The organism is Pseudomonas defluvii (assembly GCF_001695625.1).
GTDB lineage: Bacteria > Pseudomonadota > Gammaproteobacteria > Pseudomonadales > Pseudomonadaceae > Aquipseudomonas > Aquipseudomonas defluvii.
Genome location: NZ_MBPN01000011.1, coordinates 16,994 through 37,830, shown reverse-complemented (window position 1 = coordinate 37,830; position 20,837 = coordinate 16,994). Strand labels below are relative to the sequence as shown.

The following is a 20,837-nucleotide window of genomic DNA, read 5'->3' as shown; positions in this document are numbered from 1 at the left end:
CTTGTAAAACTGGCACGAATCCCGCTATCTCCGTCGCATCAACAAAAACAAGATGCCTCAAGGAGACACTCGATGAGTGTAATCATCGCCCTGGCAGCGCTTGCGCTGCTGATGCTGGCTGCCTACCGTGGTTATAGCGTTATCCTGTTCGCCCCCATCGCAGCCCTTGGCGCGGTGTTGCTGACAGACCCTTCTGCCGTTGCGCCCGCCTTTACCGGGGTGTTCATGGAGAAAATGGTCGGGTTCATCAAGCTCTACTTCCCGGTGTTTCTGCTGGGCGCCGTATTCGGCAAGCTGATTGAGCTGTCCGGCTTTTCCCGCTCGATTGTCGCTGCAGCCATACGCGTCCTCGGTACCCGCCAGGCAATGCTGGTGATCGTACTGGTCTGCGCCCTGCTGACCTATGGTGGCGTTTCGCTGTTCGTGGTGGTTTTCGCCGTCTACCCGTTCGCGGCCGAGATGTTTCGCCAGAGCAACATCCCCAAGCGGCTGATCCCGGCCACCATTGCCCTGGGCGCGTTCTCCTTCACCATGGACGCCTTGCCCGGCACCCCACAGATCCAGAACATCATCCCCAGTACCTTCTTCAACACCACCGCTTGGGCAGCGCCGTGGCTGGGGCTGATCGGTACGGTGTTTGTCTTCTGTGCCGGCATGCTTTACCTGCAACGCCAACGCAACAAGGCCCAAAGAGCCGGCGAAGGTTACGGCACGGATTTGCGCAACGAGCCCGAAACCGCCACCGACCTGACCCTGCCCAACCCACTGTTGGCCCTGTCGCCACTGGTATTGGTGGGGGTGATGAACCTGCTGTTTACCCACTGGATTCCCGCTTGGTACGGCAAGACCCATAGCTTGAGCCTGCCCGGCATGAGCACCCCAGTACAAAGCGATATCGCCAAGCTCACCGCAATCTGGGCGGTAGAAGCCGCGTTGCTGATTGGCATTCTGATGGTGCTGGTGTGCGGCTACAGGGCCATTCGCACGCGCCTGGCAGAGGGCACCAAGAGCGCCGTCAACGGTGCCTTGCTGGCCGCGATGAATACCGCGTCGGAGTATGGCTTCGGTGCAGTCATCGCCTCGCTGCCGGGGTTTCTGGTGCTGGCCGATGCGCTCAAGAGCATTCCCAACCCACTGGTCAATGAAGCCGTCACCGTCACCCTGCTGGCAGGCATTACCGGTTCTGCGTCCGGCGGCATGAGCATCGCCCTGGCAGCCATGTCGGAGACATTCATCGCTGCCGCCAACGCCGCGAACATTCCGCTGGAAGTCCTGCACCGCGTGGCTTCGATGGCCAGCGGTGGCATGGACACCCTGCCGCACAACGGTGCGGTGATTACCTTGCTGGCAGTCACCGGGCTGACCCACCGCGAAGCCTACAAGGACATTTTCGGCATTACCCTGATCAAGACCCTGGCGGTATTCGTGGTTATCGCCACTTTCTACGCCACGGGCATCGTTTAAGGAGCACAACATGAACTTCAACGGAAAGACCGCATTGGTGACCGGCTCTACCAGTGGTATTGGCCTGGGGATCGCGCAGGTATTGGCCCAGGCCGGTGCCAACCTCATACTCAACGGCTTCGGTGACGCCAGTGCGGCCATCGCCGAGGTTGCCCGTCACGGCACCCGCGTGGGCCACCACCCCGCCGACCTGAGTGATGTGCAGCAGATCGAAGACCTCTTCGCCTATGCCAACCGCGAGTTCGGGGGTGTCGATATCCTGGTCAACAATGCCGGCATCCAGCACGTCGCGCCGGTTGAGGCCTTCCCCACCGAGCGCTGGGACGCGATCATCGCGCTCAACCTGTCGGCCGTGTTCCATAGCACGCGGCTGGCACTGCCGGGCATGCGCCAACGCAACTGGGGGCGGATCATCAATATCGCCTCGGTGCATGGCCAGGTCGGCTCGGTGGGTAAAGCCGCCTATGTTGCAGCCAAGCACGGGGTGATCGGGCTGACCAAGGTGGTTGGGCTGGAAACCGCCACGACCCCGATCACCTGCAATGCTATCTGCCCTGGCTGGGTGCTGACGCCGCTGGTGCAAAAGCAGATCGACGACCGCGCCGCAGGTGGCATCGATCCGCAGCAGGCGCAACACGACCTGTTGGCAGAGAAGCAGCCGTCACTGGCCTTCGTCACCCCCGAACAGCTGGGTGAGCTGGTAGCGTTCCTCTGTAGTGAGGCTGGCAGCCAGGTTCGCGGCGCCGCCTGGAACATCGACGGCGGCTGGCTGGCCCAGTAAGGCAGGCGCTTTGCCGGGCGGGCTGCGGCCAACACAGCAATTCTGGCTGTCAGCCCCGAGGTTCGCGAATACACTGTTCTCAGGACGATAACAAAGAGGACATGGCATGAACGAGGTGCTCTGGCGCCCGACCGAGGCGCAAATCCAGGCCAGCCCGATGGATGCCTTTCGTCGGCAGATCAACCGTCGCCATGGGGTGCACCTTGACGACTATCATGACCTGCACCGCTGGAGCATCGAGCAGCGCGAGGCCTTCTGGCAGGCCCTGGCCGACACGTTCGAGGTGCGCTGGCATCAGCCACCGCGGCAAGTGCTCGAGGAAGGCCCACACATGCCCGATGCTCGCTGGTTCAGCGGCGCGACCCTGAATTTCGCCGAGCACCTGTTGCGCCGCGACGACCTCCGCCGTGACAACTGCGCCGTGGTGTCTCTGCGCGAAGACGGCAGCCGTTTCACCCTCAGCCACACGGAGCTGGCCGCCCAGGTTGCAGGGCTGCAGCGCAGTTTCAAGGCGATCGGTATCGGTGTCGGCGACCGTGTCGCGGCCTGTCTGCCTAACACCTGGCAAACCCTGGTGGCGATGCTCGCCTGCACCAGCCTGGGCGCCGTCTGGTCGTGCTCCTCGCCAGAGTTCGGTACCCATGGCATTGTCGACCGCTTTGGCCAGATCGAACCCAAACTGCTGATCGTCTGCGCGGGTTATCACTACGCCGGCAAAGACATCGACCAGACCGATAAAATCAACGAAGTACTGGCCCAGTTGCCAAACCTTGAGCAGGTGCTGGTGCTGCCGTACACCCGCACGCAAACGCAGACCGCAGACTTCCATTGCGCGGCCAAGGTCAGCCTGTGGGACGACTTCTATCAGCCAGGCGGTACACCGACATTTACGCCACTGCCGTTCGACCACCCGCTCTACATCCTGTACTCCAGTGGCACTACCGGTGTGCCCAAGTGCATCGTTCATTCGGCCGGCGGTGTGCTGCTGCAACACCTGAAGGAACATGGCCTGCACAACAGCCTTGGCCCGGACGACACCCTGTTCTACTACACCACCTGTGGCTGGATGATGTGGAACTGGCTGGTCAGCGGCCTGGCCCTGGGCGCGACGCTGGTGCTCTACGATGGCTCGCCGCTGTTCCCTGACGCGGGGCGCCTGCTCGACCTGATCGACAGCGAGTCAATCAGCGTGTTCGGCACCAGCGCAAAGTACCTGACTGCACTGGAGCATGAAGGCCTGCAACCGCGACTCAGCCACCGCCTGGAGCGCTTGCGCCTGCTACTGTCCACCGGCTCGCCGTTGTCACCGCAAAGCTATGACTACGTGTACCGCGCGTTCAAGCAGGACCTGCATCTGGTGTCGATGTCGGGTGGTACCGACATCGTCTCCTGTTTCGTGATCGGCAACCCCACCCTGCCCGTGAGGCGTGGCGAGATCCAGTGCAAGAGCCTGGGCATGGCGGTAGAGGTCTGGGACGATGAGGGCCACCCGGTGATTGGCGAAAAAGGCGAGCTGGTCTGCACCCGGCACTTTCCGGCAATGCCCCTGGGGTTCTGGAACGACCCGCAGGGCGAGCGTTTCAAGGCGGCCTACTTCAGCCAGTTTCCCGGTGTGTGGGCACAGGGCGACTATGCCGAGGAAACAGCCAGCGGCGGCATTATCATCCACGGCCGCTCCGACGCCGTACTCAACCCCGGCGGTGTGCGCATCGGTACGGCTGAGATCTACCGTCAGGTAGAAAAGATCGACGAGGTGCTGGAAAGCGTCGCCATCGGTCAACACTGGCAGGACGATGTTCGGGTGGTGCTGTTCGTCCGGCTGCGCGACGGTATCGTCCTCGATGATGCCCTGCAAACACGCATCCGCCAGACCATCCGTGCCAACACGACACCACGGCATGTACCCGCAGTGATTGTGGCGGTCAGCGATATCCCACGCACCATCAGCGGCAAGATCGTCGAACTGGCAGTACGTAATGTGGTTCACGGTCAGCCGGTGAAAAATACCGATGCCTTGGCCAACCCCGAAGCACTGGCACATTTTCGCGACCGCGCAGAGCTGCGCGATGAGGCATAATCGGCGCTTTTCTCAGGCGTCACAGAGGTACCTACAGCCATGAAAGCACAGGCCCGCCATATTCTGGTAAAAACCGCCGAAGAGGCCGAGCAACTCAAGCAACGCATTGCCAAGGGCGAAGCCTTTGACGTGCTGGCCAAAAAGTTCTCCACCTGCCCTTCCGGCAAGCGCGGCGGCGATTTGGGCGAAGTGCGCCCCGGGCAGATGGTCGGTGCAATTGACCAGGTCATTTTCAAGAAGCCCCTGCGCACCGTGCACGGGCCGATCAAGAGTAAATTCGGTTACCACCTGGTGCAGGTGTTCTTCCGCGACTGAACCCGGCCCGGGCTTCTCCAGCGGCGAGCCGCGGTAACCGTTCACCACCTGTCATTTCTGTCAGTTGTCAGTTTCGGCCATTGGGTTATACCCCTTGGAGCACACAGACGTGCGCCATTGAGGTACTCAAGCATGCGAAAATTTCGCTGCTTCATGACCCTCGGGGCCTTGCCCCTGTTGGGTGACGCCGCTTTTGCAGCCTGCAGCTTCGCCCCGGGGAGTGGCGACGATGCTTACGTGTGTGACAGTGGCATCGCTGCATCGCTGTCCGACACCTCAGGCGACAACAGCCTGCTGATGCCCACGGATGGCACCGGCAGTATTACGGGCAACGTGACCTTTGGCGCTGGACGTGATCGGGTGCAGATTGATTCCGGCACCATTGCGGGCAACGTCGGCCAAGGGGGCGGTATCGACACCTTCGTCATGAACGGAGGACAGATCCAATCACTCACCCAAGGCGATGGCCTCGATACCTTTCTCATGAGCGGTGGGCGCATCGTCGGCGCGTTCGAGGATGGCGACTACGCCATCATGACGGGTGGCCGGATTGGCCGCGTGAACATGAAACTGGACGACAACCTGTTCGACATGTCCGGGGGCAGCATCGACGGCAACCTGGTGGCCGGCTTCGGCAACGATACGATACTCCTCAGCAATGGCAACATCGGCGGCAACATCAGTCTCAGCGGGGGTGCCGACAACGTGACCATCAGCGGCGGCGAGGTCGGTGGCGACGTACTGCTGAGTTTCGGTAGCGACCGCTTCATCTGGAAAGACGGCGGTGTAATCCGCGGCAGCGTGCAAACCGGCCCTGATGATGATCAGGCATTGCTGATCAACCTTGATGAAACACATCTGGCCACTACCCGGCTGATTGATGGCGGCGATGGCAATGACCACCTGATCTTCGACACCAGCAGCCCGGAGAACGGCGCTCGTTATGTGGGATGGGAGACCGTGTCATTGAATAGTGGCTCAGCGCTCACCTTGAACGATACCCTCTTGCTGGGCGATACAAACCGTGGCACTGGCGTGCTGAACATCGATTCCAGCAGCCAGTTGCTGTCACACAGCGGCGCCGTAGCGCCACTGGCCGCCGGGCAGCACGCCACGCTGAACAATGCAGGGCTGGTCGACCTGAGTGGTGGCAGCGATGCGCAAGGGCGCCTGACACTGACCGGCGATTACATCGGGCTCAATGGAGTTCTCAGACTCAACAGCGTCCTGGCCAGCGATGCAGCCCATTCCGACCGCTTGATCGTCAGCGAAGGCAGCGTTTCCGGCACCACAACCTTGCAGGTCAACAACCTGAACGGCGTTGGCGCGCAAACTGCCCAAAACGGGATACAGGTGGTTGAGGCGACAGCCGGCGCAACCAGCAGCGCCGATGCCTTCCGCCTGGGCTCGTCGCTGTCTGCCGGTGCGTATGAGTACTACCTGTTCAAAGGCGGCGTCACGGCGGGCAGCGAGAACAGCTGGTACCTGCGCTCGAGCGTGATCGCCCCCGTTACAACGGCGGAGCCGGGTGAGGCGCCGCCAGCCCTGAGTGTGCCGGTCGCGGCCCCTGGAACCCCGGCATTACCGACAGCGATCGCCGGTGAGAGCATCCCCCTGTACCGCGCAGAGGTGCCACTGTATGCGGCAGCAAGCCGTTCAGCTGCACTGCTGCCGCGCCTGACCCTGAGTACGTTCCATGAGCGCCAGGGTGAACAGAACCTGCTCAACGAAACCGGGCCGATTGCCGCCGGTTGGGCGCGAACTGTTGGTGATCAACTGCGGCAACGTTGGTCTGGTACGGTTACCCCGAGCCTTGACGGCGATCTGCGCGGCTATCAGGTGGGGCATGATCTGTATGCCGCGCTCGACAATGACGGCTACCGCCACCACCTGGGGCTGTACCTCGGTCATGCCCGGCTCACGGGTGATATCAGCGGTTTTGCCTTGGGTTTCACCGACAATCACGTCGGTGACGTGCGCCTGGATGGCGATAGCATAGGCGCCTATTGGACGCTGGTCGGCCCGCAACGGTGGTACCTGGATGGCGTGCTGCAGTACACCGACCTGGACGGTCGCACCCGCTCAGATCGCGGCGTCACATTGGACCTGAACGGCCACACGATTACCGGCTCGCTGGAAAGCGGCTATCCATTGCCCCTGAACAGCCGCTGGGTGGTGGAACCGCAGGCGCAACTGATCGTCCAGTCGGTCAGCCTGCACAGTGCCAATGATGGGATCTCACGGATCAGCTACGACAACCAGCACGACATCAGCGCGCGCGTGGGCGCACGCCTTAAAGGCCATTTCCAGGCCGGTCGAGTACCCGTGCAACCTTACCTGCGCAGTAACATCTGGCAGAGCTTCGGCGGGCGCGACAGCGTCAGCTTCGACGCTGCCGATGCGATCAAGACAGATCACAAAAGCACCTGGATGGATGTCGGCGCAGGCCTCAGCGCCCAGCCAAGCCCATCCCTCAGCGTGTACGCCAGCCTGGATTACGGCTACAACCTCGACAGCCGCCAACAGGAACAGGTCAGCGCCAACCTCGGCCTGCGTGTGAGGTGGTAGCGGGCCTCACGCGCGGCGAGCAGCCAGCAGACCAACACCTGCGCAGGCAAGCAACGACGCACTGACCCGGTTGAACAGCCGGCGCCGAGCCGGCTGGCTGAACCAGCGCTGCATGTACGCCCCCAACCAGGCATAAATAGCAATGGCCAGCCATTCCAGCAGCAGGAACAAGCCACCCAATACCGCAAACTGTTCACTGACTGCAGTGTCGCTGGACACATTGACGAACTGTGGCAGGAACGCGGTGAAGATCAAAATGGCCTTGGGGTTGCCAGCTGCGACCCAGAACTCCTGACGCGCCAGGCGCAGGGTACCGGCATCGCGCTCGACGGCCACGCCGTCTTGCCCGACCGGCGCCCGCCAGAGCTGCCAGGCAATGTAGAACAGGTAGGCCGCCCCCAGCACCTTGATCATCAGGAACAGGTATTCACTGGCGTGCAAGACCACGGCCAGCCCGGTCGCGGCCAGGGCGATCATCCCGGCAAAGGCCAGCAGGCGACCGGCACCCGCCACGCAAGCGGTACGCAGACCGTAGCGGCTGGCGTTGTTAAGGGACAGCAGGTTGTTGGGCCCCGGCGCCATGTTCAAGGCAAAGCAGGCGGGCACAAACAGCAAGAGGCTCGAAAGGTCCATGGGCCACTCCAAAAACCTCAAGACTCTCGCCTGGCCGACCTCACGTCAAGCGTGGCCAACTCCAGAAAAGAGAAATGCCCGTTCAACCAGCCGCCGGTATCGATATGCCAGACATTACCGAGCACCCGCACTGATGGCCCTGGCGTATGCCCGACAATCAGCGCCCGCAAACCCGCGACAGGTGTCGGGTCATTCTGCTGCAAGCGCCGACGTGACCACTGGCAAATGTCCTGCGCAGCTTTCACCGGACCGACAGCCAGTTGATCACACCACGTCTGCCAACTGGGACTCGGGCAGTCGGCGTGCAGCACACCGACCGGGCCAGCAAGCGTGTCGATCTCCAACGCCAGCGGCAAGCGGGCAAATTGCTCGGCATATCGGGACTGCTCTGCGGCGGGGCTGTCCAGGAACCAGGCACCACCATTGGCCCGATACAATTCAACATCGAGCCACTGTCCTTGAACATGGGCCACGGCAAGTGCCTCGTGATTGCCCTGCACGGCAAAGAACCAAGGGCGCTGCAACCAGGCAAGCGCCTCTTCGCTGTCTGGCCCGCGATCGACCAGATCGCCCACGCTGAACAGACGGTCCCTGCTGGCATCGAAGCCAATCAATGCCAGTGCCTGCTCCAACCGCCGAAAATGGCCGTGAATATCACCGACCGCGAAATCCCGGCCCCGTTCATTACGCGCAACGCGCTGCAAGCGTCCCACCGCGCCCCTCCTGCTGATACGAGGCTCAGGTTTTCACGAAGACAATCCAGAACGGTAAAGAATCGATGACCTGCTCCTCGAACGCGAGCTGAACCTGACCAAGGCCGAAAGGGGCTATTTACTTCAAGCATAGCCCGCCCTTAACACGTGCCTTCACGCCTCAGGCAAGCCAATCCGTGACGGAGGTTTGCAAACGGGGAACTACAGGCACTCGTACACAGCACGTTTAACCGACGTATGCCAAGGCGCGCCCTCATAGAAGGAAATCAGGCTGCCCTCACCTTGCCGATGAACCTCAAGGTAGTCACTGGCAGTCACGCTGCCTGACACGCTGAGCTCATAGCCTCTGGAGATCGCCTTGCGATCCACCTGAGCATGCTGCTGTTGCTGCCAGCGCCCCATGACACACGCGCTATAGTCGTCAGGCGACTTTGCCGAGTGCTCTGAAATCGTTGGGGAATTGGGCGTGAGGGCCACTGGCAATGAGCATCCCGCCAGGAGCACGCTGATCATCGCGGCGACGACTGTCTTCTGCATGGCGCACCTTGAGCAAAAGCCGGCACTTTAGATCAAAGCGGCGGGGTTGTGACCTCACCAAAGGTCTAGCAAGGGCGGATAGGCGGCAGCGACTATTAGCCCACGGCGTGACTGCTGACTTTTCGATTACATCACTTTCACGCAGCCTTCACAGCCCAACGCCTAAGGTCGCAACTGCTCCTTTGGAAACTCCACATCAGCCCGCCTCCCCTAGCGGGCTTTTTTTTGCTCGCCAGGGCTTGAATGCGTGTGGAGACTGGCGGTAGGCATTCGGCGTTACAGCGTTGCCGTTCAGCATCAGGTTATTGCGATTGCCGGTTCAGGCATCATGTGATGTTGCCGCAGAAGAGATTGACACTCCCGTCCATCGGGCCGGCCCTCAAGACCAGGACATAGCCACCGGAGCGAAGCGCGGCGAGTGAAACAGGCGCTATGGTGGACAGCCGCATTGGTGACGACATAGACCTTGTCGTCATCGACTGATTCATCTCATAGACCGGCTTCGGCCCCATGCGCTCACACGTCCCTGAATAGATGTACGTGTCGATGTGCACAGGTAATGCCGTACCGCTTGGCACCCCGCCCAAAACAATCGAAAGCCCTGTCCTGTTTCCTGTCGTTGGCGACAACAACGCTGATGCCACATGGCCGGTGTTGTACTGAGTGGCGTTCAGAGCAACGTTGACCACCTGATGATCACCCGCTGTTGCCACGCCTGAGAGCAAGACGGCTGTCACCAGCAATGCCAGTGAGGGTACTCTGTTCATCGTAAGCCTCCTGATTTTTCAGGTTACGTTGACGTGATCCCCCCACTAGATTCTAGCCAGCCAGCATCGGCTTGATTATCTTTCGACGACCGGTCCCACGCTACGCCCAAATGACCGTCTCGCTATTGATTAACGGTATTCGATCAGGGTTGATTTCACGCTCACAATGAAGAAACGTCTGAGTTCTCTCGACATCAAACGCCCGCATGGCCCTCTGCTTCATGATCAGGGATGAAACCCCGAAGTGCCCGCACTCCGGGCATACGAGCTCAATGCCATCCATTTCAGAGTCCACTTCCCGCGCGTCTGCAGAACAGATCAAGCACTTCATGGTTATCCCCTTAATCAGCACCACACTATAGCCTCGCAACTGCTGATAATTCCTGGTTACGATGCCGCAGATCCGGAGCGCGGCGAAGGATACGGCCCCTTCCCAGATACCCCCAGTGCGCGCTGCTGGTAGTGTTGCACGGCCCGCATCAGCGACTCGGCTTCCAGGCGAAGACGCTCAACCTCTTCAGGTGGCGTCGAAGAATCTCTAGCTTTGTGATACGCGCAAACAGCCTCAAGGGCTCTTTTTAGAAGCTGCTCACCCGCCTTCATCATCTCGGTCAGATCCATGGTGCAACCCCCAGGCTTGCTCGCTCGTCTGGAGTATAGGCAGCGATCTGACTGCCCCCTGCATTTAGGCGCTAATGCCCCTGTACCCCTGGGTCCTGGAAAGCCTTCCTGTGCCGTATACCCACCGATCATCCGCCACGGATACACTTTGCAAAAAAACAGCGCTTGAAGAATCAAAGCGGCTATTTCTAGTCTGTCATCAGTGACGCCGGGCCCCTCTGACGGCATGCAGCCGCCATGTCGGAGTCATAGTTGGTAAAGCTACGACTAACAGGAGAGGCTCATGACTGTCTTACATTCGATCATCTTCGCTGATGTGCTGGGCACTGCCGCCTGGCTCTGGCTGACTTTCCTTGCGATCGTCATCGCATTACTCGCCTTTGACCTCGGCGTCCTGCATCGCGAACACCGAGAAATCAATGTAAAGGAGAGTTTGTTACTGTCAGCGGGCTACATATCCATGGGCTTGCTTTTCTCCGTCTGGGTCAACTTCCAGAAGGGTGCCGACGCCAGTATGGATTACCTGACCGGCTTCTTGATCGAGAAGTCGCTCTCGATGGATAACGTTTTCGTCATCGCATTGATTTTCGGATTCCTGGCCATTCCTCGGGCACTTCAGCATCGCGTACTGTTCTGGGGAATCATGGGCGTGATCGTGCTCCGGGCCATCATGATCGCCTTGGGCGCAGCTTTGATCGCCGAGTTCAGCTGGGTTCTTTATATATTCGGCGCCTTCCTGCTGTTCACGGGTGTGAAAATGCTTTTTGCGTCGGTTAACGATCAACCCGATCTGGAGAACAATCGATTCGTCAAATTCCTGCGCAGCCATCTGCGCATAACAGAGCGCCTTCACGGACATTCGTTCTTCATTCGTCAAGCGGACAAGACTGGCAAGAAGGTGCTCTGGATTACACCCTTGTTCCTGGCGTTGATTCTGATTGAATGTGCCGATCTGGTATTTGCCATTGACAGTGTTCCCGCCATCTTCTCAATCACCCAAGATACCTTTGTCATTTACACATCAAATATCTTTGCTATCTTGGGCCTTCGTGCACTGTACTTTGCACTTGCCGCGATGATTCATCGTTTTGCCTACCTGAAATACGCCTTGGCTCTAGTGCTCGTGTTCATTGGCGCGAAGATCTTTCTACACGACATCATAGGCAAGGTACCTGCTGCACTATCGCTAAGCGTCACACTTGGGCTACTCACCGGTGGGGTATTGTTGTCACTGTGGAAGACGCGAGTGCGGCCAGGCAATGAAGGCGATCACTGAATTGAGAGCCTGGGCGTGTAGCGCGTGAAACAGGAATTCGACCTGTGAAGGTCGCCCCCACCAAGGGCGACCTCTGCTTGCCAAACTGGGCATTCACGACCGGAAGCCTTACAACGGGTGGCTAGGCGTTGATTTTGCTGGGCCAAATCCCCCTCTGCCCCCATCAAAACATACAGTTTGGTATCAGCATTGGTATCGCTCTGCCTTGCTCTGCGGCATCCTGCCGAACGAACACCGCCCTCCCCTTACCGATCGTCACCCGGGATTAATCAGGCCTTCTCAAACGCCGAGCTGTTGGCCACTAAACCAAAACACATTTTCGTTCTGATGCTATAGCTATCCCGCAGATAAGAAAAAATGATTCTTTCTTTTTAATGATGCCCGGATGAAAAAACCAATAAATCACCAAGGCGCCAGGTATGTTGATCCTCTCGACCTGAACTGCAGTCTGCCTGACAGACCAAGCTCAAACCCGTGCCAAATTTTTCCAATCATATTAATGTGCTACCACCTAATGACTTAGAAGAAACGCTTCATGATCAATGTTGAGCAAATGGCTTTGATTCTGGAGGCTTTGCCGGACCCGGCTTTCATCCTGTCCCGCAGCGGCAAGTATGTCGCCGTGTTCGGCGGCCGTGATAATCGCTACTACCATGATGGAAGCTGCCTTGTCGGCCAGTACATTTCAGACTTGGTCAAGCCTGAGAAGGCAAGCTGGTTTCTCGAACAGATCGACAGGGCGCTCGAGTCGCGAGAGCTATTGATCGAAGAGTACGAACTGAGCAATAGGGATGTGAAAGGCTTATCCGATGAAGGCCCAAAAGAAGCGATCTGGTTTGAAGGCCGTATCCAGGCCCTGAATTTCCTGGCTGACGAGGAAGCAGTTGTGCTCTGGGTCGCGAGTAATATCTCGGAGAGGCACAACCTGGAGGTCAGACTGAGGGAGCTGAGCGATACCGATCAGCTAACCGGCCTTTTCAATCGAAGAAAACTGGAGCAGGACCTCGCTCTTCACTACGAATCATCAGTGCGGCACTCCGTGCCGACGTCCATTTTGATGCTTGATCTGGATGGGCTCAAGAAAATCAACGACACAAAAGGACACCATGCAGGGGATGAGATAATTATGGCCGCTGCCAACATTTGTAGGTCCGTGCTACGAAAAACTGATACCGCATGCCGCTTGGGCGGTGATGAGTTTGTGCTTGCTCTGCCCAATACCAACCATGGGCAAGCAGTGCAGTTCGCCAAGCGTTTACAGGCGTGTTTTAGAGAGACGCTGAGCCGGTTTTCGGCGGATGGTATCGCCGTCACGGCAAGCATTGGTGTCACGACTATAGCGCCGGATGATCGCTCATACGAAGACACGCTCAAGCGTGCCGATCGCGCATTGTATGAGGCCAAAGCCATGGGCAAAGACAGGGTGGTTTCTGCATGACAGTCCTGGGCCAAGCCAGAGGGATGCCAGAGCCGGAATTTTCGAGCTTCAGCAATGCGCTGCCTGGTCATACGAAAGGACTTATAGGTCAACCTCCGAGAATTGCCTTACCTGTTCGACCTGAGCTACGGTGATGGCAAAGTGAATCGCCGGAGGAAAGACCCAGCATGAGCAGTCGCGTAGTAACAACCAAGGAAGATCTGAAAAAGGCGTTAAAGGATCGTGTTGAGGTCATTCACATCGCTGCCCCTGATCTGGCTCGTCACGTCAAAACAGTAAAGAGCGCGAAAAAAGGAACCGCCATTGCTTGTGCGACCGTCTTGGGCATAGGTGTGGCAAGCGCCTGGAATCCTCTAGGATGGGGAATCGCCGGAGCTGCCGGGCTCACCGCTGCCATGTCAGGCGCTACGGCCGGAGTGCTGATTGCCGCAATCACTGCGCTGACCTTTCTCGGTACGCTTTACCTGGTCATGGTAAAAGATTACGAGCTTGAAACTAACGGCGACTTCAGCGGCAAACAAAAAAACACGCTCGGCGGCTCTGAGGGTGCCGGCGCGTCAACGACACAGCAGGGTAAGGGAAGCTTCAGTTTGACCCTCAGAAAGAGCAAATAGCGGTGACCCATTTCCATCCTGGCCCACCCTACTTTTTTATCTGCAAAAAGTGCAAACATCGCTTCGGGCGAAAAATCCGCCTAGGGGTGATCTGCCCGTCCTGTAAAAGCCTTTTCGTGGAAAGAGATCGATCCATACTCAAGTGAACCGTCTGATGCCAGTGCTGCAGCACAAAGGCAGACGTGCCAGGCCGTTTCCTAGCAGCAGGAAACACAGCAGCTCTGGATGAAGGAACTGCGGATTCGTTATCGGCCGTCGTACAACTGCCGTCATACCTATGCGACAATAGCGGCAATGTCTGGCCTCAACCCCGCATTTATCTCCCAACAGCTTGGCCACAGCGTACAGATGCTGCTGTCAACCTATGCGCGTTGGATTAACTCAAGCTCCGACTGGAGCGAGCTGGAAAAGCTGCAAATTGGTATCAAATCGGTATCAGCCGCATTGCCAGTGACATAAGCTATTGATAGGTAAGCCCTTTGATCTCCACCGCTAACATCACCATGCAGTTCGGCGCCAAGCCGCTGTTCGAGAACGTCTCGGTCAAATTCGGCAACGGCAACCGTTACGGCCTGATCGGCGCCAACGGCTGTGGCAAGTCGACCTTCATGAAAATCCTCGGCAGCGACCTGGAGCCATCCGCAGGTCAGGTCATGCTGGAGCCGAACGTACGCCTGGGTAAGCTGCGTCAAGACCAGTTCGCCTATGAAGAATTCACCGTGATCGATACCGTGATCATGGGCCACGAAGAGCTCTGGCGGGTCAAGGCCGAGCGCGACCGCATCTACTCGCTGCCGGAAATGACCGAAGAGGACGGCATGGCCGTCGCTGAGCTGGAAACCGAGTTCGCCGAGATGGACGGCTATACCGCCGAGTCCCGTGCCGGTGAGTTGCTGCTGGGCCTGGGCATTCCACTCGAGCAGCATTTCGGCCCGATGAGTGAAGTTGCACCAGGCTGGAAACTGCGCGTGCTGCTGGCACAGGCGCTGTTCTCGGACCCGGAAGTGCTGCTGCTCGACGAACCGACCAACCACCTGGACATCAACACCATCCGCTGGCTGGAAAACATCCTCACGGCGCGTAACAGCACCATGATCATCATTTCCCACGACCGGCACTTCCTGAACAGTGTCTGCACCCATATGGCCGACCTGGACTACGGTGAGCTGCGCCTGTTCCCGGGCAACTACGACGAGTACATGATCGCCGCGACCCAGTCGCGCGAGCAGTTGCTGTCGGACAACGCCAAGAAGAAAGCCCAGATCGCCGAGCTGCAGACCTTCGTCAGCCGGTTCTCGGCCAACGCCTCGAAAGCCAAGCAGGCCACGTCGCGGGCCAAGCAGATCGACAAGATCCAGCTGGCTGAAGTCAAGCCTTCGAGCCGTGTCAGCCCGTTCATCCGCTTCGAGCAGACGAAAAAGCTGCACCGTCAGGCAGTTACCGTCGAGAACGTCTCCAAGGGCTTCGATGGCAATACCCTGTTCAAGAACTTCAGCTTCCAGGTCGAAGCCGGCGAGCGCGTGGCGATCATTGGCCCGAACGGTATCGGTAAAACCACCTTGCTGCGTACGCTGGTTGGCGAACTGCCGGTAGACAGCGGTGAAGTGAAGTGGACCGAAAGCGCCGAGATCGGTTACTACGCTCAGGACCACGCCTCGGACTTCGAAGACGATGTCAGCCTGTTCGACTGGATGGGCCAGTGGACCCAGGGCGGCGAGCAACTGGTTCGCGGCACGCTGGGTCGCATGCTGTTCTCCAACGATGAAATCCTCAAGTCGGTCAAGGTGATTTCCGGTGGTGAGCAAGGCCGTATGCTGTTCGGCAAGCTGATCCTGCAAAAGCCCAACGTACTGCTGATGGACGAACCGACCAACCACCTGGACATGGAGTCGATCGAGGCCCTCAACATGGCGCTGGAGAACTACCCGGGTACGCTGGTGTTCGTCAGCCACGACCGTGAGTTCGTGTCCTCGCTGGCCACCCGCATCATCGAGTTGAGCGCCAACGGTGTCGTGGACTTCAGCGGCACCTACGATGACTACCTGCGTAGCCAGGGTGTGATCGTTTAACACCCGCAAAAAGCCTGCTTGAAGGCGATGGCGTGCTACCCGGCACCGTCGCCACAAGCGGGACGCCTATAAAAGCAGGCTAACGGACCGCCAAGATTCGTTAGCCTGCTTTCTTTTTCCCTCGCATACAGCGATGATGGCGTTTCCAAACGCCCATCCTGTGTAGCCATGTCTGCGCTAGAACCCGCCGCACTGCCGGCAACGACGATTACCCGAAAAATCGTCTCGATCATCTTCTATACCTTTATCGCCTTCCTCTGCGTAGGGCTGCCAATTGCCGTGCTGCCGGGTTACGTGCATGAGCAGTTGGGCTTCAGTCCGGTTGTGGCCGGGATAACCATAGGCTTGCAGTACTTCGCCACGCTGGTCAGCAGGCCGATGGCCGGGCGCGTCGCTGATAGCCTGGGCGGCAAGCGTGCAATCATCTACGGCCTGCTCGCCATTGCCCTGAGCGGCCTGGCGACGGCGGCCTCGGTACTGCTGATCAGCCTGCCCTTGGTCAGCCTGGCGGTATTGCTGACCGGGCGCGTGCTGCTGGGGCTTGCCCAAGGGTTGATTGGTGTTGCCAGCTTGAGCTGGGGCATAAGCCAGGTGGGAATAGCGCATACAGCACGGGTAATTTCCTGGAATGGCATCGCCTCTTATGGCGCCATCGCCATTGGTGCGCCGCTTGGGGTGAAACTGAACCAGTTGCTGAACTTCGCAAGCATCGGCCTGGTCCTGTTTGTCCTGGCGACATTGGCCCTGCTGGTGATCCGCAACAAGCCTTCGCTCCCGGTCGTTGCCGGCGAGCGCCTGCCGTTCTGGGCGGCCTTCGGGCGGGTAGCGCCCTGTGGTGTTGGCCTGACGTTGGCATCCATCGGCTATGGCACCCTGACCACCTTCGTGACCCTTTTCTACAGTGAGCGTGGCTGGACCGGCGCAGCCTGGTGCCTGAGTGCGTTCGGGGTCTGCTTCATTCTGTCCCGCTTGCTGTTCGTCAATGCGGTGAATCGATGGGGCGGCTATCCGGTTGCGGTTGTCTGTATGGCGACTGAAGCCGTTGGCCTGGCGTTGCTCTGGCTGGCGCCCTCCCCGCTACTGGCATTGCTCGGCGCGGGCCTCAGCGGTGCTGGGCTGTCGCTGGTCTACCCGGCACTGGGCCTTGAAGCCATCAAACAAGTACCCAGTAGCAGCCGTGGCGCGGGTTTGGGCGCTTACGCGGTGTTCTTCGACCTGGCCCTGGCCATCGCCGGGCCGCTGATGGGCGCGGTAGCTGCACATCTGGGCTACGAATCGATCTTCGGTATCGCGTCATTGCTGGCATCACTTGGAGTCGGGCTGGTACTGCTGCTGTCGCGGCGCAGCGCACAGACTCACTGATCAGCCGTACGCCATCCCGTACGGTCCGCTCGCCCAAGGGTCTGACTGAAAAACAACGCCGCCTCCGACTGCAGCGAATGATGAATGCTGGCACGGTCGACGCCCTCGGCGTCGGTGCATAGCGCGGCCATGTGCACACGCTGGGCTTCATCGCAAGGCGCCATGAAAATGAAATGCCCTGCACCGGCCAGTAGCCGGTAATCAGGAGTGCGGGGCAGTTTACGCGCCAGCGCAGCGGCGTTCTTGTCGATTGCCAACAGCTGATCGCGATCACCACTGTAGATCAGCGCCGGTACTTTCACCCCGGCCAGGGCATGACGACCGAACATCAGGCTCAACGGTGCCATCAGCAACAATGCCTTGATCCTTGAGTCTGCGGCGGGCAGCAGGTCGTCACGGTCGGCGATCAGTTGCCCGCGCATCTTGCAGGCGTCAGCATCCAGTGGGCGTTCTTCACAATAACGGCGCAGGCGGTCCAGTTCCGGGCGTGCGCCGGAAAGGATCAACGCGGTTTCACCACCCGCCGAATACCCAATCACCCCGACCTGCTCGGCGTTCACATAGGGCGCCAGCAGCTTGTCGTTCAGGGTTGCGCTGATGGCCGCGCTGATCTGCAGCGGACGCCCATAGAGGTTGCTCAGGGTGCCCAGTCGGCTGTGATCCTGGGCATTGTCCCCCGGGTGCACCACCGCCACCACCACAAAGCCCTTGCGTGCCAGTGCCGTTGCCAGGTCATGCAATGCCAATGGCGTACCGGTATTGCCATGGGAAAGCATCAAGAGCGGGAAACGCCCCATCGCAATGGGCGCCTCAAAACCGGCTTCCACCCGATAGCCTTCAACCCGGCTCCAATGTGCTGGCCCGGTTGCCGGGTAAAAGGCCAACGCCTGCATCGGCTGTTCGTCCAGCGGGTCGGCGAGGATCATCCGGTGCAACCCCACATGCCAGCGCTCGCCCGCCTCGCCCGGCAGCGACAACACGATCCCGATCACCGCGAGGATGAACAAACCAGACAGACGCTGCATGGCTGACACCTTGTCCCTTTATTGCCAGCGATCAGCATAGGCTGGCGCACTGCGCGCCAGATGAAAACTGAATGAAAAAACCGACTACCGGTTACCCCGGCAGTCGGCTTATGCGGTGGTTACTCCAAATCAGGCAGCTGCAAACAGCTCGTTATCGATCTGAGCACGCGCTGCACTCATGGCATTGCTGCGGTGTTCATCGCCATATGCCAAGCCATGAGCGCGGACGAACTCGACATCGGTGATACCAATAAAGCCCAGGAACACCTTGAGAAAATCTTCATGACCGACACCGGTTGGCTGGCCAACATGCAGGCCACCCGAGGTGGATACGACAATGACTTTCTTGCCACCACACAGGCCTTCAGGGCCAGCCTCGGTGTAGCGGAAGGTTTTACCGGCAACAGCGATACGGTCGATCCAGGCTTTCAGTTGGCTGGGAACGCTGAAGTTGTACATCGGTGCGGCAATCACCACGGCATCGGCATCCAGAAACTCTTGCAGTGTTTCGCTGCTCAGTTGAGCTTCGTGCTTCTGGGCGGCATCGCGCAGTTCTTCTGGCGTACCAGCACTGACCAGGGTGGCCGCGGAAAAATGGCTGATGGCGTCACTGGCCAGGTCGCGGTAAGTCACTTCAACACTGGCATCAGCAGCCTGCCAGGCCTGCACGACTTCACGGCTCAACTGACGGGAAGCCGAATTGTCGCCGAGGATACTGGAATCGATGTGCAACAGTTTCATGGGTGTTCTCCTGGATTTTTAAGACCGCGAGGCGGCGATCACGATGGAGAGAATCCTACCCAAACAGCGAATAGAGGATTAGTTGGCAAAAATGCGTTAGTTTGTCCTACATACAGAACAGTGCAGGGCAAGCTATGCAAGACCTCAATGATCTCTATTACTTTGCCCGGGTGGTTGAGGCCGGAGGCTTCTCTGCGGCCGGGCGCCTGCTTGGTATACCCAAGTCCCGGTTATCCCGACGCATTGCCGAACTGGAAGAACGCCTTGGGACTCGCCTGCTGCAACGCACGACCCGACAACTGAAGCTGACCGGGGTTGGCGAGCGCTACCTGCGTCATTGCCAGGCCATGCTGCTGGAGGCGGAGATGGCCGACGAAGCGGTTGCAAGCATGGTCAGCGAACCACGCGGGCGCTTGCGCGTGTCCTCACCAGTTGCGTTGGCCCATGCATTCTTGCCGGACGTCATCAGCAGCTTCCTGGCACGCTACCCACAGGTACAGCTGGACATGGTGCTGCTCAATCGTCGGGTTGATGTGATCACCGAGGGTATTGACGTTGCGTTGCGCGTACGCGACCAGGGCGACGAAGACCCTACCCTGGTCACGCGGCGCTTGCGCCAGGCACAAATGCTGTTGGTCGCAGCACCGAACTTCGCAGCCGAGCATGTCATCGAGCAACCACAGGACTTGATCAATCTCCCCGTGCTGGGCGCGCTGGAGGCTGACCGTCTGGTTCACCTGCGCCTGCTGGATGCCAAGGGCAATCGCGAAGACCTGGCGCTGGAGGCGAGGCTTGGAATTGATGACTTTGTCGTACGAAAATCCGCCGCCGTTGCCGGCCTGGGGTTCACGGCCCTGCCAATCATGCATTGCGAAGAAGAACTCGCCCGCGGCGAACTGATCCGTCTATTGCCCGAGTGGTCGCTACCCAGCGGCTATCTGCAGGCGGTCTACCCGCACAGGCGAGGTGTACTACCTGCCGTACGCGCCTGGATTGATCACCTGATCATTTCATTTGAAGCCTGTGGAGAGCGTTATGTCTGAAGACGACGTGGTGCAGTTTTGCCTGAGCCTGCCGGGCGTACAGGATGATTACAAATGGGGGGGCGTCCGGGTGTTCTCTGTGGCAGGCAACAAGATGTTCGCCCTGATCAACCTGGGCCGAGCCGACCTGGCCTTCAAGGTCGACAACGAGCTGTTCCTTGGCTATGTGGACAGGCCCGGTATTCGCCCGGCACCGTATCTGGCTCGCGCGCACTGGGTCAGCATGGAGCAGCCCTACCCCATGGGTCGTGAAGAACTGTGCGATCTGTTGCAACGGTCGCACCAACTGGTGGTACGACGCTTACCGAGGCGTTTGCAAGCGGGCTTGTTGCTCTGATTGGCGCAGGCAGGCTCAGCGCTTACTGAAACAGCCTGCCCAACCCGTGCCCCGCCAGCACCAGATAATCGAGCCAGAACACCTGATGCGCGGCGACGATTGCCCAGAAGATCAACTGAAACGACAGTTTGCGGGTCTTGTGCCGAAAGGCCTGCTGAGCCACCAGGGCGCCTGGCCAACCGCCACACAGCTCAACGACGTGAAGCCATTTTTCCGGGGTCCGCCAGGTATTGTTGCGCGCCTTGCGTTTGTCGTTCCAATAGAGGAAGGCGCTGAGCAGGCTGGCTGCCGGGTAGAGCACTGCTGGCAACCAGGAATGCCCGCCCAGCAGCATCTGCAGCACACCCCAGGACGGCAACAGGCAGATACCGGCAAACAACGACAGTTTGAGCTTGAGGTGTTGAACCGCGCCTCGGACTGGGGCAGGGCGCGGCTTGATAGCAGCCTGACGCACCC

Annotated in this window: 19 protein-coding genes and 1 pseudogene; 13 read left to right on the top strand and 7 right to left on the bottom strand. The window is 59.2% G+C overall.

Going from position 1 to position 20,837, the window contains the following annotated elements; all coding sequences use genetic code 11:
• Positions 1-72: 72 nt before the first annotated feature.
• The 5 genes from EKA13_RS05195 to EKA13_RS05175 all read left to right on the top strand — a co-directional run bounded on the left by EKA13_RS05195 (position 73) and on the right by EKA13_RS05175 (position 7,205).
• A complete protein-coding gene (locus EKA13_RS05195) occupies positions 73-1,464 on the top strand; it encodes a GntP family permease (RefSeq protein WP_065758334.1) in 1,392 nt (463 codons plus the stop codon).
• A gap of 10 nt (positions 1,465-1,474) precedes the next feature.
• Positions 1,475-2,245 (top strand): 3-hydroxybutyrate dehydrogenase, encoded by a 771-nt coding sequence (gene hbdH / locus EKA13_RS05190; protein WP_065758333.1) that lies wholly within the window; start codon positions 1,475-1,477, stop codon positions 2,243-2,245.
• A gap of 106 nt (positions 2,246-2,351) precedes the next feature.
• Positions 2,352-4,322, top strand: a complete 1,971-nt coding sequence (locus EKA13_RS05185; protein ID WP_065758332.1) for an acetoacetate--CoA ligase — start codon at positions 2,352-2,354, stop codon at positions 4,320-4,322.
• A 39-nt stretch (positions 4,323-4,361) separates the two neighbouring features.
• Positions 4,362-4,637, top strand: coding sequence for a peptidylprolyl isomerase (locus EKA13_RS05180; RefSeq protein ID WP_065758331.1), 276 nt, complete (start codon positions 4,362-4,364; stop codon positions 4,635-4,637).
• 132 nt (positions 4,638-4,769) lie between these two features.
• Positions 4,770-7,205, top strand: a complete 2,436-nt coding sequence (locus EKA13_RS05175; protein WP_065758330.1) for an autotransporter family protein — start codon at positions 4,770-4,772, stop codon at positions 7,203-7,205.
• A gap of 6 nt (positions 7,206-7,211) precedes the next feature.
• Here EKA13_RS05175 and EKA13_RS05170 read toward each other — a convergent pair whose 3' ends face one another.
• The 4 genes from EKA13_RS05170 to EKA13_RS05155 all read right to left on the bottom strand — a co-directional run bounded on the left by EKA13_RS05170 (position 7,212) and on the right by EKA13_RS05155 (position 9,855).
• Positions 7,212-7,838, bottom strand: a complete 627-nt coding sequence (locus EKA13_RS05170) for a LysE family translocator (protein ID WP_065758329.1) — start codon at positions 7,836-7,838, stop codon at positions 7,212-7,214.
• Positions 7,839-7,855: 17 nt separating this feature from the next.
• A complete protein-coding gene (locus EKA13_RS05165) occupies positions 7,856-8,551 on the bottom strand; it encodes a metallophosphoesterase (protein WP_065758328.1) in 696 nt (231 codons plus the stop codon).
• A 201-nt stretch (positions 8,552-8,752) separates the two neighbouring features.
• The gene (locus EKA13_RS05160) at positions 8,753-9,088 is read right to left on the bottom strand and encodes a hypothetical protein (RefSeq protein ID WP_065758327.1); all 336 of its coding nucleotides are present in this window, start codon (positions 9,086-9,088) and stop codon (positions 8,753-8,755) included.
• A 326-nt stretch (positions 9,089-9,414) separates the two neighbouring features.
• Positions 9,415-9,855 (bottom strand): hypothetical protein, encoded by a 441-nt coding sequence (locus EKA13_RS05155; RefSeq protein ID WP_065758326.1) that lies wholly within the window; start codon positions 9,853-9,855, stop codon positions 9,415-9,417.
• A gap of 904 nt (positions 9,856-10,759) precedes the next feature.
• Between EKA13_RS05155 and EKA13_RS05140 the strand changes: the two genes are divergently transcribed.
• From EKA13_RS05140 to EKA13_RS05115, 6 genes and pseudogenes are all read left to right on the top strand, one after another.
• Entirely contained in the window at positions 10,760-11,752 is a 993-nt protein-coding gene (locus tag EKA13_RS05140; protein ID WP_065758325.1) for a TerC family protein, read from the top strand.
• Positions 11,753-12,287: 535 nt separating this feature from the next.
• Positions 12,288-13,190 (top strand): GGDEF domain-containing protein, encoded by a 903-nt coding sequence (locus EKA13_RS05135; protein WP_065758324.1) that lies wholly within the window; start codon positions 12,288-12,290, stop codon positions 13,188-13,190.
• A gap of 167 nt (positions 13,191-13,357) precedes the next feature.
• Complete coding sequence (locus EKA13_RS05130; RefSeq protein ID WP_065758323.1) at positions 13,358-13,804, top strand: hypothetical protein; 447 nt, start codon at positions 13,358-13,360, stop codon at positions 13,802-13,804.
• A gap of 225 nt (positions 13,805-14,029) precedes the next feature.
• Positions 14,030-14,263 (top strand): annotated as a pseudogene (locus tag EKA13_RS05125) (site-specific integrase); the annotation flags it as partial.
• A gap of 20 nt (positions 14,264-14,283) precedes the next feature.
• Entirely contained in the window at positions 14,284-15,873 is a 1,590-nt protein-coding gene (locus tag EKA13_RS05120) for an ABC-F family ATPase (protein ID WP_065758321.1), read from the top strand.
• A gap of 168 nt (positions 15,874-16,041) precedes the next feature.
• Complete coding sequence (locus EKA13_RS05115) at positions 16,042-17,235, top strand: MFS transporter (RefSeq protein WP_065758320.1); 1,194 nt, start codon at positions 16,042-16,044, stop codon at positions 17,233-17,235.
• On the opposite strand, the gene EKA13_RS05110 is transcribed toward EKA13_RS05115, so the two are convergent.
• Both EKA13_RS05110 and EKA13_RS05105 read right to left on the bottom strand, forming a co-directional pair.
• Positions 17,229-18,260, bottom strand: coding sequence for an alpha/beta hydrolase family protein (locus EKA13_RS05110; RefSeq protein WP_065758319.1), 1,032 nt, complete (start codon positions 18,258-18,260; stop codon positions 17,229-17,231). The genes EKA13_RS05115 and EKA13_RS05110 overlap by 7 nt on opposite strands.
• A gap of 129 nt (positions 18,261-18,389) precedes the next feature.
• The gene (locus EKA13_RS05105; protein WP_065758318.1) at positions 18,390-19,001 is read right to left on the bottom strand and encodes an FMN-dependent NADH-azoreductase; all 612 of its coding nucleotides are present in this window, start codon (positions 18,999-19,001) and stop codon (positions 18,390-18,392) included.
• A 134-nt stretch (positions 19,002-19,135) separates the two neighbouring features.
• On the opposite strand from EKA13_RS05105, the gene EKA13_RS05100 reads away from it, so the two are divergent.
• Both EKA13_RS05100 and EKA13_RS05095 read left to right on the top strand, forming a co-directional pair.
• Positions 19,136-20,044 (top strand): LysR substrate-binding domain-containing protein, encoded by a 909-nt coding sequence (locus tag EKA13_RS05100; RefSeq protein WP_065758317.1) that lies wholly within the window; start codon positions 19,136-19,138, stop codon positions 20,042-20,044.
• Complete coding sequence (locus EKA13_RS05095) at positions 20,037-20,381, top strand: MmcQ/YjbR family DNA-binding protein (RefSeq protein ID WP_065758316.1); 345 nt, start codon at positions 20,037-20,039, stop codon at positions 20,379-20,381. Before EKA13_RS05100 ends, EKA13_RS05095 begins: the two co-directional genes overlap by 8 nt.
• Before the next feature lie 22 nt (positions 20,382-20,403).
• On the opposite strand, the gene EKA13_RS05090 is transcribed toward EKA13_RS05095, so the two are convergent.
• Complete coding sequence (locus tag EKA13_RS05090; RefSeq protein WP_245704304.1) at positions 20,404-20,835, bottom strand: DUF1294 domain-containing protein; 432 nt, start codon at positions 20,833-20,835, stop codon at positions 20,404-20,406.
• Positions 20,836-20,837: the final 2 nt, after the last annotated feature.

Excerpts from the sequence above, each read along its gene's own strand:
- EKA13_RS05155 (WP_065758326.1), bottom strand. The coding sequence starts at position 9,855 with ATGAACAGAGTACCCTCACTGGCATTGCTGGTGACAGCCGTCTTGCTC.
- EKA13_RS05130 (WP_065758323.1), top strand. The coding sequence starts at position 13,358 with ATGAGCAGTCGCGTAGTAACAACCAAGGAAGATCTGAAAAAGGCGTTA.
- EKA13_RS05160 (WP_065758327.1), bottom strand. The coding sequence starts at position 9,088 with ATGCAGAAGACAGTCGTCGCCGCGATGATCAGCGTGCTCCTGGCGGGA.
- hbdH (WP_065758333.1), top strand. The coding sequence starts at position 1,475 with ATGAACTTCAACGGAAAGACCGCATTGGTGACCGGCTCTACCAGTGGT.
- EKA13_RS05170 (WP_065758329.1), bottom strand. The coding sequence starts at position 7,838 with ATGGACCTTTCGAGCCTCTTGCTGTTTGTGCCCGCCTGCTTTGCCTTG.
- EKA13_RS05115 (WP_065758320.1), top strand. The coding sequence starts at position 16,042 with ATGTCTGCGCTAGAACCCGCCGCACTGCCGGCAACGACGATTACCCGA.
- EKA13_RS05175 (WP_065758330.1), top strand. The coding sequence starts at position 4,770 with ATGCGAAAATTTCGCTGCTTCATGACCCTCGGGGCCTTGCCCCTGTTG.
- EKA13_RS05100 (WP_065758317.1), top strand. The coding sequence starts at position 19,136 with ATGCAAGACCTCAATGATCTCTATTACTTTGCCCGGGTGGTTGAGGCC.
- EKA13_RS05195 (WP_065758334.1), top strand. The coding sequence starts at position 73 with ATGAGTGTAATCATCGCCCTGGCAGCGCTTGCGCTGCTGATGCTGGCT.
- EKA13_RS05140 (WP_065758325.1), top strand. The coding sequence starts at position 10,760 with ATGACTGTCTTACATTCGATCATCTTCGCTGATGTGCTGGGCACTGCC.
- EKA13_RS05110 (WP_065758319.1), bottom strand. The coding sequence starts at position 18,260 with ATGCAGCGTCTGTCTGGTTTGTTCATCCTCGCGGTGATCGGGATCGTG.
- EKA13_RS05135 (WP_065758324.1), top strand. The coding sequence starts at position 12,288 with ATGATCAATGTTGAGCAAATGGCTTTGATTCTGGAGGCTTTGCCGGAC.
- EKA13_RS05105 (WP_065758318.1), bottom strand. The coding sequence starts at position 19,001 with ATGAAACTGTTGCACATCGATTCCAGTATCCTCGGCGACAATTCGGCT.
- EKA13_RS05095 (WP_065758316.1), top strand. The coding sequence starts at position 20,037 with ATGTCTGAAGACGACGTGGTGCAGTTTTGCCTGAGCCTGCCGGGCGTA.
- EKA13_RS05185 (WP_065758332.1), top strand. The coding sequence starts at position 2,352 with ATGAACGAGGTGCTCTGGCGCCCGACCGAGGCGCAAATCCAGGCCAGC.
- EKA13_RS05180 (WP_065758331.1), top strand. The coding sequence starts at position 4,362 with ATGAAAGCACAGGCCCGCCATATTCTGGTAAAAACCGCCGAAGAGGCC.